Annotated in this window: 12 protein-coding genes; 2 read left to right on the forward strand and 10 right to left on the reverse strand. The window is 49.7% G+C overall.

Translation table 11 applies throughout. The features are described 5' to 3' along the window. Positions 1 to 48 precede the first annotated feature (48 nt). Together VF724_RS07870 and VF724_RS07875 are read right to left on the reverse strand one after the other, a co-directional pair. On the reverse strand, positions 49 to 1224 hold the full coding sequence (locus VF724_RS07870; protein WP_371753681.1) for an ABC transporter substrate-binding protein: 1176 nt from the start codon (positions 1222 to 1224) through the stop codon (positions 49 to 51). Positions 1225 to 1605: 381 nt separating this feature from the next. Then, complete coding sequence (locus VF724_RS07875; protein ID WP_371753682.1) at positions 1606 to 3336, reverse strand: sigma-54 interaction domain-containing protein; 1731 nt, start codon at positions 3334 to 3336, stop codon at positions 1606 to 1608. Between the two features lie 330 nt (positions 3337 to 3666). Here VF724_RS07875 and VF724_RS07880 point away from each other — a divergent pair, with 330 nt between their 5' ends. Next, positions 3667 to 4605, forward strand: a complete 939-nt coding sequence (locus VF724_RS07880) for an amidohydrolase family protein (RefSeq protein ID WP_371753683.1) — start codon at positions 3667 to 3669, stop codon at positions 4603 to 4605. A gap of 137 nt (positions 4606 to 4742) precedes the next feature. Here VF724_RS07880 and VF724_RS07885 read toward each other — a convergent pair whose 3' ends face one another. The 8 genes from VF724_RS07885 to VF724_RS07920 form a co-directional block, all read right to left on the reverse strand. Continuing rightward, on the reverse strand, positions 4743 to 5915 hold the full coding sequence (locus VF724_RS07885) for an MFS transporter (protein ID WP_371753684.1): 1173 nt from the start codon (positions 5913 to 5915) through the stop codon (positions 4743 to 4745). A 155-nt stretch (positions 5916 to 6070) separates the two neighbouring features. Continuing rightward, positions 6071 to 6874, reverse strand: a complete 804-nt coding sequence (locus VF724_RS07890) for a DODA-type extradiol aromatic ring-opening family dioxygenase (protein WP_371753685.1) — start codon at positions 6872 to 6874, stop codon at positions 6071 to 6073. Positions 6875 to 6905: 31 nt separating this feature from the next. Continuing rightward, positions 6906 to 7106 (reverse strand): 4-oxalocrotonate tautomerase, encoded by a 201-nt coding sequence (locus VF724_RS07895; protein WP_371753686.1) that lies wholly within the window; start codon positions 7104 to 7106, stop codon positions 6906 to 6908. A gap of 262 nt (positions 7107 to 7368) precedes the next feature. Further along, a complete protein-coding gene (locus VF724_RS07900; protein ID WP_371753687.1) occupies positions 7369 to 8148 on the reverse strand; it encodes a 2-keto-4-pentenoate hydratase in 780 nt (259 codons plus the stop codon). A gap of 27 nt (positions 8149 to 8175) precedes the next feature. Further along, positions 8176 to 9207, reverse strand: a complete 1032-nt coding sequence (gene dmpG / locus VF724_RS07905; RefSeq protein WP_371753688.1) for a 4-hydroxy-2-oxovalerate aldolase — start codon at positions 9205 to 9207, stop codon at positions 8176 to 8178. A gap of 22 nt (positions 9208 to 9229) precedes the next feature. Beyond that, positions 9230 to 10117, reverse strand: coding sequence for an acetaldehyde dehydrogenase (acetylating) (locus VF724_RS07910; protein ID WP_371753689.1), 888 nt, complete (start codon positions 10115 to 10117; stop codon positions 9230 to 9232). 197 nt (positions 10118 to 10314) lie between these two features. Then, positions 10315 to 11109 (reverse strand): 2-keto-4-pentenoate hydratase, encoded by a 795-nt coding sequence (locus VF724_RS07915; protein WP_371753690.1) that lies wholly within the window; start codon positions 11107 to 11109, stop codon positions 10315 to 10317. Between the two features lie 13 nt (positions 11110 to 11122). Beyond that, entirely contained in the window at positions 11123 to 12592 is a 1470-nt protein-coding gene (locus tag VF724_RS07920; RefSeq protein WP_371753691.1) for an aldehyde dehydrogenase, read from the reverse strand. Positions 12593 to 12834: 242 nt separating this feature from the next. Here VF724_RS07920 and VF724_RS07925 point away from each other — a divergent pair, with 242 nt between their 5' ends. Then, a complete protein-coding gene (locus VF724_RS07925; protein WP_371753692.1) occupies positions 12835 to 13614 on the forward strand; it encodes an IclR family transcriptional regulator in 780 nt (259 codons plus the stop codon). Positions 13615 to 13786 lie beyond the last annotated feature (172 nt).

A 13786-nucleotide genomic window follows, 5' to 3' on the forward strand; every position in this document is an offset into this window, starting at 1 on the left:
ATGCCCGGCGGCAGGAAACCGCCGGGTGCATGGAAATTCGCATGGAAATTATTGAGCTTTTACTTCATTCCAGATTTCATTGTATTTGTCGCGTTCCTTCACTTGCTGCCAGAAATTGATTTTTTGCATGTAGTTTTCCATATCGTCGATATGAATCGATTTAGCCTGCTCTTCGCTCATCAATTTCTTCGCGTCCAAATTGGCTACACCGTACCCGGTAACATCCGCGACAATCTTCTGCGTTTCCGCGCTCACCGCATAATCGATATATTTTTGCGCGAGCTCTTGATTCGGTGACGATTTGACGACCATCAGCCGGTCAATCCAGCCTGTAATTCCCTCCTGGGGAATGACTTCCTGCAGATTGCGCCCGGTTTTGTTTACGGTAATCGGGGTCAAAGGCCAGCCAACCGCCAAAACGATTTCCTTGTTGGAGAAAAGATCGTTCAATTCTCCCGCAGTCGCCCAATATTTGCGAATTTGCGACTTCAATTCGATCAGTTTTTTCTTCGCTTCCTGCAGTTGTTGATCGGTCATGTTGTATACTGCGCCGGGATCATTTTTATCCAGCCCCATCATTTGGCCGACCAAATAAATATTGGAGATATCGTCCCAAATCGATACCTTCCCTTTATATTGCGGATCCCAGAAAACATTCCAGCTGGTCGGCGGCGTTTTGATGACATCGGCATCGTAAATCAAGGAGTCCGGTCCCCAAGTAAACGGAATCCCGTACAGCTTGCCGTCTTTTTTCACATCCGGCATGTCTGTCAGCTTTTTGGCCAGCTTGCTATAGTTCGAGATTTGATTCACATCAATCGGCGCGACCAAATCCTGCTGCACCAAATACCCCGCAACGTCGGACGAAGGCGAGATCACATCGTACACATTTCCTCCGCCGCCTTTCAATTTGGAGACCAACTCATCGCTGGAACCGAAATAGGTTGCAGTAACCTTGACACCGTACTTCTCTTCAAAGCCTTTGATAAAAGCGGGATCGGCATAGCCTTCCCAGGTCAGGAGATTCAGGGTTTTGCTGTCTGACTTCGCATCCGGTTTGGCAGCGGAATCCGTCTTGGAAGCAGAATCTGGAGCGGCGGTAGCGCTGTCAGCGGGTTTTTGCGAAGTGTCCGTACCGCTTCCACCGCCACAAGCCGAAAGCCAGAGTGACAAGCCGAACAATATCGCGAGAATGAAACTGACCCCTTTTAAACGTTTGATCATTTTTTTACCTCCCTTGCGTTTATATGTTGATCAGCAGCGATGCATTGAATCGCGGCTGCGCCAACCTAGGTGTCAAAGAGTGAGTTCCGGATTATAATCCTCATTCTTCTTGCGGTCCCATGGTGATTGGCTCTCTCACCTAGTAATGCAAGTATCGTGCCAAGTTTTCAGCACTGTTTTTCTCGTAAAAAGCCCTGGTTTCAGCGTTTTTTTCACCCACCCTTCTATTTTTAATGCACCCGCGCATTATCGACACAAAAGTAATGTATTTGCGCATTAAAAATGGATAGAGTCATCAGAAAGTTTCTGATTTCCCTACCCATTTTTGTTGCGGATGTTTGCTGAATCATTGGCACGGACCGTCATTGTCACGGTCAATCATTAATTGACCATCGAATTGTCGTCTTCCATTTCCAGCTTGTTTAATTTTCGGACCACGGTCGATTGGTTGATTTTCAGCAAATCGGCGATTTGATACGTGCTTTTCGTTATTTTTTGCGCCTTCAGAATCAATTCCTTTTCCAAAATCTCAATGGCTTTCTTCAGCGGAATGATCCGATTTACAGCGATGGCGCTGTCGTTTTCCTCCGACAAGCTCAGGCTCCGCACAATCGACATCGGCAGGCTGTCCGACTCCATGATGTCTTTTTCCGTGGAAACATACATCCATTCCACCACATTTTGCAGTTCTCTGATGTTACCCGGCCAAGAATACTTGGTCAGGATGGAAAAGACATCCGCTGAAAACTGTTTGGGGCAGCCGTTTTTGTCGATTAACTTTTCCAGGGTGACGATCAGCAGCGGAACGATATCCTCCGGCCTGTCACGCAGGGAGGGAATATGAATGGGAATGACGTGCAGCCGGTAGTACAGGTCCTGACGAAATTGACCTTTCCGGACCAGCGCTTCGAGATTTTTATTCGTCGCCGCAATGACTCTCACGTTCACATGCTTCTGCGCTGTTCCGCCCACACTGTTGAAGGTTCCGTCCTGCAATACCTGTAAAAGCTTGACCTGCATCGCAGGAGGCAGCTCGGCAACTTCATCCAGAAAGAGAATCCCTCCGTCCGCCAATTCAAAAAAGCCCGGCTTTCCTTGTTTTTTTGCACCGGTAAAAGCGCCCTCTTCATATCCGAACATTTCACTTTCCATCAGGTTTTCCGGAATCGCTCCGCAATTCACCACGATGAACGGCTTGTCTTTGCGGTTGCTGTTCTGATGAATCAAGCGGGCGACTTCACCCTTGCCCACTCCCGATTCTCCCGACAACAGAACCGTGGATTCGGTTTGCGCTACGCGAAGCGCAAATTTGACCATCTTCCTCATGACCCGGCTGATCGCCACAAACGATCCATGGTATTTCAAATCCTGCAGAACGGGCGCATACAAGGGATCCTCCTGCTGATCGTTCAACCGTTTCCTTAATTCGCTGATTTCGGTAATATCCTTGGAGGTGCAAATTACCCTGAAAATTTCCCCTTGATTGTCCCATATGATATTGGCCTGTACAATCAACTTCCTGTTGTTCGCGGTTGTTTGGACAACAGTCACATTCTCTTTCCGTTCGATCGCCTGCAAACTCGCCGAGGGAGAGAACACGCCCTCTTTCTCCAGTTCCTTTACGTGCTTGCCGATCAGACTGTCTTTCGACCGGCCGTACAGATTCAGCGACCGTTCGTTCACTCTAAGCGTGATGCCGTTGCGGTCCGTCACAAAGATTTCATCATAAGAAGAATTGAGAACAGCGGTAATTTCCGCATTCATCAGCTCCGCCTTTTCCTTCAGTTCCTGATGCAAATGCGGGGGCTTTCTGAAGATAAAGGCATAGCCGTCTCCGAATCCGGGCACAAAATGCAGATCGACTTCATATGGCGTCAAAAATAATCGGGTTACGCTGCGAAGATGGCGTTTTTCCCAAATACTTTGGATTTTTTCCGGTAAATCCTGCACGGATTTGATGCTTCGCTTTTCCAAATTGAGCAAATGAAAAACGGCATCATTCATAAGGAGCAGTTTTCCCTCCGGGTTCAAAATCAAAATTCCCTCTTCAAAATCATTCAGAATTCTGGTGATGAATTTCCATGTTAACGGAGAAGGAGTTTTATTGTCCATGCCACCATACATCCTTTCTGAAACACCGGATACAGTCATCATACAAGAATTTGCGAATTGCGGCAATTCATATTGGTTCATCAGCGGCTTCACACAGCGGAACGATCCTATTGACCCTGCCCAAATTTATGCTAAGATTAAGAAAAACTTCTATCGAAGTCCTTCAAAGAAGCCAGACCTACAGGTTTACGCAGTAAACCGCTTCGGAAGCCTGGGAAGTTTTTCATGCCAATAAGAATTCGCCATTCCGAGTGACCGGAAACTTATAAATTCTGGCGTGGTAAAAAAAATCGTCGTTTCACAACTTGACCCATAAGGAGTTTTCGAATTATGTATGATGTACATACCCATTTTATTCCGTCCGATGTGACGGACTGGATCAAGCAAAACCAAAGCAAGGTCAATGCAGTATGGGAGCAGAGAATTCCCGGAAAAGAGCCGTTTCTCGTAATCAACAACAACTGGGCCTTTGAGCTCAAACAAACCTTTGTTGATGCTGCGCTGTATTTGCAGGCCCAACAAGAAGCAGGAGTGGCCCACTCGCTCGTTTCCCCGATTCCGCAGCTGTTTTTGTACGAATTTCCTGGAGATATTACATCCGAACTGTCCCAAGTCTACAATACGGCTTTGGCGAAGTGGGTCAAACAGCATGACCAGCGACTGTCCGGACTGGCCACCGTTTCCTTGAACGAGCCGCATAAGGCCGCCGAGCAATTGCGCGAGGCCATGGGCATGGGACTTAAAGGCGCGATTATCGGACCGGGACATGCCGATCACATGCTGACCGATGAATTCTTTAATCCTTTATGGGAAGAGGCCAACCGCCTGAAGGCGATTCTGTTCATCCATCCGCTGTTGGCTGCGGATCCCCGTCTGAAAAGAAGAATGCTGCCGAATTTAATCGGGGTTCCCTGGGAAACGACCATCTGCGCAGCCGATCTTTTGTTAAGCGGATTGCTCGACCGATATCCCGATGTAAAAATTTTGCTCGCTCACGGAGGCGGATTCCTTCCTTACCAGATCGGGAGGCTCAATAAAGGCTATGACGTGTGGGGCCAGGTTTCCAAAGCCCTTCAGGCCCCGCCGATCGAATATTTGAAGCGTTTTTGGTTTGACACTGTTCTATGGGAGCCGAAAAACCTTCAGCTCCTGGTAAACCTTGTGGGCGAAGACAGAGTCGTTCCAGGCTCGGATTTCCCATTCGATCTTTGCACATGGCCGCCTGAAATGCCAAGCGACAAAGGGTTTCAATCGCTGATGGGGCGATAGCTGCCCGATTGCGGCAATCATCAAAAGTGAAAAAGTTTCTATCGACTCGTTCGACAGAAACTTTTTTATGTCTTCACGCTCATCCGCTTTCCGCTGCAAAACGGCCGCTGCTTGCCCCGAACCCGCTCCATGCCCGCTCACTTTGCCTGCGGCTCCGGGTCATTCGACATTCTGGTGAAATAAGCGCCGAGCAGCATCAAGCTTCCGCTTACCCAAAAGATCGGCGACACCCCGGCAAAACCGCCAATGCCTCCAAATAAAAAAGGAGCGATAAATTGCGATCCCCGATTAAAAGTCAGCCGCATCCCCAGCACTTCGCCTTGCCTGGACGGCGGGCTCATATTGAGCGTATAGACCAGACTGAGCGGCTGCCCCAGACCCAGACCGGCGCCCAGTATGGCGGCGATGATCGCCAGTATCAGCGGAAAGCTTGTCATCGGAATCAAGATGAACGCCAAACCGCTGATCAGGAGAGTGACCAGCAAGACTTTTCCCCGGCCAAACATCCGAACCAGCCAAAACTGCGACATCCGAACGGCGATCGACATGCCTGCGGCAATCGAAAGGATCAAGCCGATCTTGCCCGCGGACATTCCCAGACCCGTTCCGTATACGGGAAAGTAGGCGACAAACAAATCCTTGGAATACAGCACCAGTCCGCTGAGCACCATCGCTTTGCGCAAATTCACTTGCTTCAGCATGATCCAAGCCGAGGATTGCCCATAATCCCCCCCGGGTACTGACTTGCCGAGATTCCATGAGCCGGGCCTCAAGGAAAAAACCAGGATCAGTGCCATGAGCACAAAGGATGCCGCGAAGACAAAGGAAATTTGGAAGCCGAAGTGATCATAGCTGAAGCCGTGAACCAGCGGACCGATGAATTCTCCCAAGGAGCCGACCATGCTGAAAGCTGCGATATTTTTGTCCCTGTCACCGGGAAAGTTGCCGACGGTTTTTTGCAGCGAAACAATCACGCAGAGTTGAAAAAAACCCATCAGAAACTGGGAAACGAATAAAAACACCATATTCGGGAAAATCACCGGCAGCATCAGGGCGGTCAAAATTCCGCCGGTACCGAAAAAGGTCATTTTACGGGCGCCGAAACGATCCAATAACCTGCCGATTTGCACAGCCATCAGCATCGGAAACAGGGCGTAGCTGGAAACAAGAAAACCGATAACGGTAACCGACGCACCTAAAGAATGGGCATACAGCGAAATGAGCGGGCGCGTTCCATGAAGGGCGATGAAATACAACAACTGCATCAGCAATAAGACGTAAAAAATTGCAATCACCCTTTCCCGCTTCAAGCCCAGCGAACCGAATAAAAAAACAGTTGATCACTTCCAAGTTCAATCATACTCTATTTCTTCCAAAACACCACATTCATTTATAGAAAAAAACACAGAATACACCATAAAAAAGGGACCGCTGATTGACAGCGGAACCCCTTTGCATCACTCGTTTATTTTTTTTCAAACGTCATGACCACATTCCAGCTGCCTGAGGATTGACCGGCGCCAAAATATTGCGAAGTGTATTCGCCTTCATGCGCTCCGAAAAACACTGCAAGATGTCGTCCTCCGGATTCGACTCCCGCCGCTTTCGAGTACTGGGGCAGCATATCCCAAGCGGAAGCAAAATCGCATTCATTCAAATACTTGGTAAACTCTTCGTTCAACGCCATTTCACTGCGTGTCGGCATTTGTTCCGGACTTCTTCCGAGGTTATGGGACAGCGCTCCGCTGGCAACAAACACCGCTTTTTTGCCGCTTTCTTCGAGAACCTTGGCGATCACCTGCCCCCATTGATAGGATTCCTCCAGATTCGCCGCCCAAGTAACGGATAAAGAGATCACCGGAATATCCTCTTTCGGGACCAAATAACGTAAAGGAACAAGCGTGCCGTAATCCCAAATATACGTAGGATTGCTGAAGGCTGTAACCCGAAGCCCGGCGGCACGCGCAGCTTCCGCCAATTTCATTCCCAGTTCTTCGTCGCCCGGGTAGTCGAAGGGAACGTCCTTGACCAGATCGGGCGCCTCTAGGGAAGTCAGGACTCCTTTGTGTCGAGGAGTGGCATCGACGAAATGGTCGAACGTGGAAGGCCAGTGACAGGAAATCAGAACGACGACATCGGGCTTGACACCTTCAATGATACCCGCAACCTGTTTCATTCCCGCTACCATTTCTTTTTGAAAATCCGGAACCAGATGCTCATGGACAATTCTTGGTACGTGAGGAGTAATTACGCTTAATTCAATAGCCATGTGAATATCCTCCTTTTCTAATAATTTTTTATTAGCGACCCGGAATATCCGATACCGGAGTTCCGGCGATGCCCCAATGAGTTTTCGGTATTTCCTGAACGATAACGCGGATGTTTTGCTTCGGCGAATCCATCGTCTGAGATATCGTCTCTGTTACATTTTCAATCAACTGCTTGATTTTTTCCGGAGGCCGTCCTTCAAGAATCTGAATATTGACAAGAGGCATCTCCATCTTCCTTTCATCGTTGGTTGTGAATATTTATTCAATGTAATTATTATTCCGAATAAGGGATGGCACTCCACCGCTGTTGAAATTCAAGTTGTCTTGAATTGTCCCATATGGAAACGACTTGATTTCAAAGGCGTACAAGTTTTCGCAGAAAACTGCTTCGCGAGCGTAAGCTTAAACTTTCCGTGCTCATTCCCTTATTCCTTCATACTCGATTTGAATAAAAATCCACGAAAGTCAATCCGTCGGGCAGACTCCTAGCTCATCACTTTACAGACAACGTGATTTCCCCCAATCCATCCCATTTGGCTGTCACGGTATCCCCGGCATGCAGCATCGCCGCGCCGGTCACGCCGCCGGTGAGAATCACCTCCCCGGCTCTTAGCTTCTGCCCTTTTCTTGCCAGCATATCGGCAAGCATGGCTACGGAATTTGCAGGGTGGCCCAATACCGCCGCGCCGGCGCCAAAATCCTTCAATTCGCCGTTAATGCTCAGCGTCACTCCTACCAGATCCAGATCAAGGCCCTCGGGACGAGTGAAACGGCTGCCAAACACCACTCTGGATGAAGAAGCGTTATCGGCGATCACATCCGGAAGCGTAAATTGAAAGTTCTCATAACGGCTGTCTATGATCTCCAGTGCCGGAACGACATATTCCGTCGCAGCAAGCACTTGGGCTCCGGTGATTCCGGGTCCTTCGATATCTTTTCCCAGTACGAACGCGATTTCGGCTTCCACCTTCGGATGAATCAGCTCATTCATCGGGATCACGCCGTCGGAAATTACCATGTAGTCGAAAATATATCCGTATATCGGTTCTTCCACATTCATTTGTTTCATTTTCGCCTGGCTGGTTAAGCCCATTTTCGGACCGACGATGCGATATCCTTCGCTGAGCTTCATCGCAACCAGCTGCTCCTGAATCTTGTATCCGTCCTCCACAGTCAATTGAGGAAGCTCGGCGGTAATCCGTGTCACTTCTTTGCGGCCGATTTCGCCGTCGATCAAATATTCGGCAAGACGTTTTACGTCAAGTTCCGCCATGAGAAGGCCTCCCTTTGTCAATTCAATTTATTGTGCTGAAGTTTGCAGGTTTCTTTTTGACACGAGTTCCGCAGCCACATCGACAATCATATCTTCCTGGCCGCCGACAACCTTCCGCTTGCCCAGTTCAATCAGAATATCCCGCGCATCAATATTGAATTTTTTTGCAGCCCTTTGCGCATGAAGGCGGAAGCTTGAATAAACTCCTGCGTATCCAAGCACAAGGCTGTCACGATCGATTTCCTGCGGTCTTTGAAGGATCGGGGCAACGATTTCCTCCGCCAAATCCATCATCTTGTACAGGTCGACTCCCGTTTGAATGCCCAAACGTTCACATGCCGCAACCAACACTTCCGTTTGCGTGTTCCCCGCGCCGGCGCCGAGGCAGCGTACGCTGCCGTCAATCCGGGTCGCCCCTTCTTCAATCGCGACCAACGTATTGGCCATCGCCAGCGACAAGTTGTTGTGTCCGTGAAATCCGACATTGCACTGCAGGTTGCCGCGCAGCGCACGAATCCGTTCCTTAACCTCATGCGGCATAAGCGCTCCGGCCGAGTCGACCACATACACCGTATCGGCGCCGTAGCTTTCCATCAGTTTCGCCTGCTCGACCAGCTTCTCCACAGGCGCCATATGCGCCATCATTAAAAATCCGACAGCTTCCAAGCCGAGATCCTTGGTCAGTTGAATATGCTGTGCCGACACATCGGCTTCCGTAACGTGCGTGGCAATCCGCGCCATATGGATACCCAAATTCGCCGCTTCGCGCAATTCCGTCATGGTCCCGATACCCGGCAGCAGGAGAACGGCGATTTTGGAATTGTTGCTGACGGAAACAGCCGCCTCGATCAGCTTCATTTCATCCGTTTTCGATCTGCCGTACTGCAAGGAGGATCCTGCGAGACCGTCCCCGTGCGACACTTCGATATATGGGACGTTCGCATCATCGAGCGCCTTGGCTACAGCCAAAACCTGTTCGACGGTATATTGATGTCCGATGGCATGGCTTCCATCCCGCAACGCCACTTCGGTAATCAGAATATCTCTTTTTGTTGTCATCGTTATCACTCTCTCCTTTCCATTAAACAGCCGGTTGGGCCAGTCGTTTTTTTGCATATTCTTCGGCCACTTTCACAGCGGCCGCGGTCATGATGTCCAAATTTCCGGCATATTTGGGCAGATAGTCTCCGGCACCTTCAACCTCCAAAAAGATCGTTACTTTATTGCCTTCAATAATCGGTTCGGTGCGCAATTTATAGCCCGGTACATAGGTCTGCACTGTGGCGGCCATTTCGGCGATCGAACGCTTGACCGCTTCTTCATCCATCGTGCCGTCCGCTACCTCGACATACACCGTATCGCGCATCATGATCGGCGGCTCCGCCGGATTCAGAATGATGATCGCTTTTCCTTTTTTGGCTCCGCCGATCAGCTCGATTCCCTTGGAGGTCGTTTCCGTAAACTCGTCAATATTGGCCCTTGTTCCCCAGCCCGCGCTTCTGCTGGCGATGGTAGCCACAATTTCGGCATATTCAACCGGACAAACGCGTTTAACGGCGTTCACCATGGGAATGGTTGCCTGCCCTCCGCAGGTGATCATGTTGATGTTGGTTTTTTCGAGATGCTCTCTCAGATTGACCGGAGGAGCAACGAACGGTCCGACTGCAGCAGGCGTCAAATCAATCGCCAGCTTTCCGGCCTCCTGCAGCATTTTGGCATGTTGCTCATGCGCCTTTGCCGAGGTAGCGTCAAACACAAAATCCGCCGTATCCCCTGCTTCTTCCATGAATTGCTTCAGGCCTCCGGCGAATGTCGCATACCCCATATCCCTTGCACGCCTGAGGCCGTCGGAATCGGGATCGATACCGATCATTGCCGTCATTTCCAAAACTTCCGAACGGCGGATTTTGAACATCAAGTCCGTCCCGATATTTCCCGAACCCAATACAGCCACTTTCACTTTCTCCATCTCAATGAAACCTCCAATCATTCATCATAATATAGACGAAACGTCTTTCGGATCATCCGATCCGGTTTCCAATTAAACTCGGCCCTTGCAACGTGTTAACGATTTCAATGCCAGATCCGTCGTACCGGCACGGCTTTCGGCCAGTCCCGGCCGCCCCATGAGTCGGCGACGGGACATGGCTGCTGCCGCAAATTCGATTATTTCACAAATCTGACACTGACTTCTCCAAGGTGGGCGAAACGGGCCAGGAAAGCATCTCCCGGTACGGCATTGACGGCGGCGTGCAGCGCGCCTGACAGAATCACTTCACCCGCTTTTAACGTGATGCCGAATTCCGACAGCTTATTCGCCAGCCACGCAACACAGGTAGCCGGATTGCCCAAAGCCGCAGCTCCTACGCCCGTGTTGATCATGGCGCCGTTTTTGTAAAAAATCATGCCGATTTGCGGCAAATCGACTTGATCCACCCGCATCGGGCGTCCGCCAAGCAGGTACAGACCGGAGGAAGCATTGTCGCCCACCGTATCCGCCAGCTTAATCTTCCAATCCTTGACCCGGCTGTCGACAATCTCCAGAGCGGGCAGCACATAGTCGGTAGCCCGCAGAACATCCAACGCGGTCACCCTGGGTCCTTGCAAATCCTTTTTCAGAACAAATGCGATTTCCGCTTCCACCCTTGGTTGAAGCACGCGGCTGAAGGAAATTTCCCCGCCGTTCTCCACTACCATGCCGTCGAGCAAATGTCCGTAATCCGGTTCGTTAACGCCCAGCAGATTCTGCATCGCCAAGGAAGTCAGTCCGATTTTCTTTCCGATCACGCGCTGGCCTGCGGCCACTTTGCGGCGAATTGTTTCCAATTGAACCTGATAAGCCGCTTCAACGGTCAAATCGGCAACAACCTCCGTTAAAGGAGCGACCCCTGCTCCTTTTGTTTCCGCTTCTCCCAGATGGTCGGACAACCTTTCAATCTGTTTTTGATCCAATTGACCCATGCCTGACTCCCCTTTACAGCTTGATACAAATATTCGTCAACTCTGAATAGAATTCGAAGCTGTGCATTCCGCCTTCGCGGCCGATTCCGCTTTGCTTCATTCCGCCGAAAGGCGTTCTGAGATCGCGCAGGAACCAAGTGTTGACCCAGATAATACCCGCTTCCAATTTGGCAGCGACTCGATGCGCTCTGCGCAGGTCGTTCGTCCAGAGCGATGCGCTCAGGCCGTAATGCGTATCGTTAGCTTGTGCGATCACTTCTTCTTCGGTATCGAAAGGCTGTACGGTTACCACCGGCCCGAAAATCTCTTCGCGGACGCAGCGGGCGTTCCGGTTCAAGCCGGTAATGATCGTCGGCTCCAAATAATATCCTTTGTCCAAGCCCTCCGGACGTTTTCCTCCGGTCAGGATCGTGCCGCCTTCATCCTTGGCGATTTGAATATATTCGCTTACCCGCTCAAAGTGCTCCTTGCCGATCATAGCTCCGACTTTCGTATTCGGATCGAACGGATCGCCGATGACGAGCTCCTTGGTTTTGGCAACGAACTTTTCCAGGAATTTCTCATATGCGGGACGCTCGACATATACGCGGGAGCCGCACAGACAAACTTCCCCTTGGTTGATGAAACTGGACTTGATTGTCGTTTCCACAACTTCGTCCAAATCGGCATCGGCAAAAATGATGTTCGGATTTTTACCGCCCAGCTCATACGACAATTTTTTCAACGTTTTAGCCGCGGCCTGCATGATGGCAGTACCCGTTTTGGTTTCGCCGGTGAACGTAATCGCGTCGATATCCGGATGCTCGGAGATAGCCGCGCCGGCCGAATTCGGACCGAATCCGTGAACCAGGTTTACGACGCCATCCGGAACGCCTGCGTCACGAATGACTTCCGTCAAAAGTGTCGCAGTCATCGGCGTCCATTCCGCAGGCTTCATGACGGCGGTATTTCCAGCCGCCAGAGCCGGAGCCAATTTCCAGGTCAACAGCAGGAGCGGCAGGTTCCAAGGATTGATCAAGCCGACAACTCCAACCGGACGGCGGATCGCGTAGTTAATCGCGACATTGTCCTGCTGGTAAGCTTCGGTACCCATGGAAATCATGTAATCCGCAAAAAAATGGAAGTTATAGGCGGAACGGGCAATGTCCACGCTGCTGCTTAACCATACCGGCTTGCCGGTATCCAAAGATTCCAGAGCGGCAAATTCGTCCTTGCGCTCCAAAATCAGATCGCCGATTCGGCGAATCATCTTGGAACGGTCATTGAGCGTCATTTGTCCCCACGGACCGTTCAATGCGCGTCTTGCCGCTTGTACCGCGAGATCGACCTCTTCTTTCCCGCCTTCCGCAACAGTTCCCATAATCTCCCCGGTCGCAGGATTGATATTGTCGAACGTTTTTCCGTTCAAAGAAGGCATATGCTTTCCGTTAATAAAATGAAGGCAATTAATTGGTTTTACATTCGTTGCTTGTTGAACTGACATTTTTTTTGTTACCTCCCCAAAAAAGTTGAATTAATGGTTTATCCTTATCTTATTCCTCAATTTGATACCGAACAACAACAGAGTTTCACATTATGCAACGACATGTTCATTTTTTAATATTTAATTTATGGCAGTCTCTGCGTTGTTAGTTTTCTTCCGTTCTTGCATGATATACTTAATTAAACCTTCCGGATATCACAGCCGGTTAAACATGAATGAAATATACAGAAAGGAATTTGCACATGAAACCAACAAACAACGGAGCTTCACAAGAAATCGCTTCAGTCAAAAAGGCTTTGAGAATACTGCGCAGCTTTTCCATAGACGAACCCGAGAAAAAAATCAGTGATCTGGCGGCTTCATTGAAAATGAATAAAAGCACCGTCAGCCGATTGATGTCTACTTTGGCCAATGAAGGATTCGTCACAAAAGACGAGGATACGCAAAAATACCGCCTTGGCTATTCCGTGCTCGCCTTAAGCGGCATCATTACATCCAATTTGGAAATTCACAGGGAAGCGGCGCCGGTTCTAAATCAATTAACCCAAGAAACCGGAGAGACTTCTCATCTTGTGGTGCTGGAGGGGATTAATATCGTTTATTTGGACAAAATCGAGTGCAAGCATCCGGTTCGCATTTTCACGCATTTGGGCAGAAGCAATCCGGCATACTGCACCAGTTCGGGGAAAGCCATCTTGGCTTATAGAGAACCGGAGCTTGTGGAAAAGGTTATCGAAAACGGTTTGGTACCGTATGCCTCCAATACGATAACAGATCCGCAAGAACTGTACCGACACTTGGAGCAGGTTAGGAAGCAAGGGTACGATTACAGCGTGAATGAATTTCATGAAGGCGTATCTTCCGTCGCAGCCCCCATCCGCGATTATTCCGGAAAGATATACTATGCCGTATCCGTTGTCGGACCGATCCAGCGCATTCATCAGCACAATCTGCAGGAGATCGCCAAAAAGGTTATGAAGGCCGGGGAAGAAATATCCAGACGCATGGGTTATCGTGCATAAATGCAAGCTGACGCATACATTGCATGCGCCCCTCACGAACATACTATATATGCAGATTTTAGATTTTCTCAAATCAAACGCCCAAATATTGATGCTGGATCTCTTTATTGGCCAGCAGCTCGTCCGGATCAAGCTCGCAGACGATTCTGCCTTTGTTCATAATCAGGATTTT

Source organism: Ferviditalea candida, from assembly GCF_035282765.1.
GTDB classification, from domain to species: Bacteria; Bacillota; Bacilli; order Paenibacillales; family KCTC-25726; genus Ferviditalea; species Ferviditalea candida.

Bases quoted from the DNA above. Each gene is read 5' to 3' on its own strand.
- VF724_RS07900 (WP_371753687.1), bottom strand. From the start codon at position 8,148: ATGGCGGAACTTGACGTAAAACGTCTTGCCGAATATTTGATCGACGGC.
- VF724_RS07915 (WP_371753690.1), bottom strand. From the start codon at position 11,109: ATGGGTCAATTGGATCAAAAACAGATTGAAAGGTTGTCCGACCATCTG.
- VF724_RS07875 (WP_371753682.1), bottom strand. From the start codon at position 3,336: ATGGACAATAAAACTCCTTCTCCGTTAACATGGAAATTCATCACCAGA.
- VF724_RS07880 (WP_371753683.1), top strand. From the start codon at position 3,667: ATGTATGATGTACATACCCATTTTATTCCGTCCGATGTGACGGACTGG.
- VF724_RS07910 (WP_371753689.1), bottom strand. From the start codon at position 10,117: ATGGAGAAAGTGAAAGTGGCTGTATTGGGTTCGGGAAATATCGGGACG.
- VF724_RS07870 (WP_371753681.1), bottom strand. From the start codon at position 1,224: ATGATCAAACGTTTAAAAGGGGTCAGTTTCATTCTCGCGATATTGTTC.
- VF724_RS07920 (WP_371753691.1), bottom strand. From the start codon at position 12,592: ATGTCAGTTCAACAAGCAACGAATGTAAAACCAATTAATTGCCTTCAT.
- VF724_RS07925 (WP_371753692.1), top strand. From the start codon at position 12,835: ATGAAACCAACAAACAACGGAGCTTCACAAGAAATCGCTTCAGTCAAA.
- dmpG (WP_371753688.1), bottom strand. From the start codon at position 9,207: ATGACAACAAAAAGAGATATTCTGATTACCGAAGTGGCGTTGCGGGAT.
- VF724_RS07895 (WP_371753686.1), bottom strand. From the start codon at position 7,106: ATGGAGATGCCTCTTGTCAATATTCAGATTCTTGAAGGACGGCCTCCG.
- VF724_RS07890 (WP_371753685.1), bottom strand. From the start codon at position 6,874: ATGGCTATTGAATTAAGCGTAATTACTCCTCACGTACCAAGAATTGTC.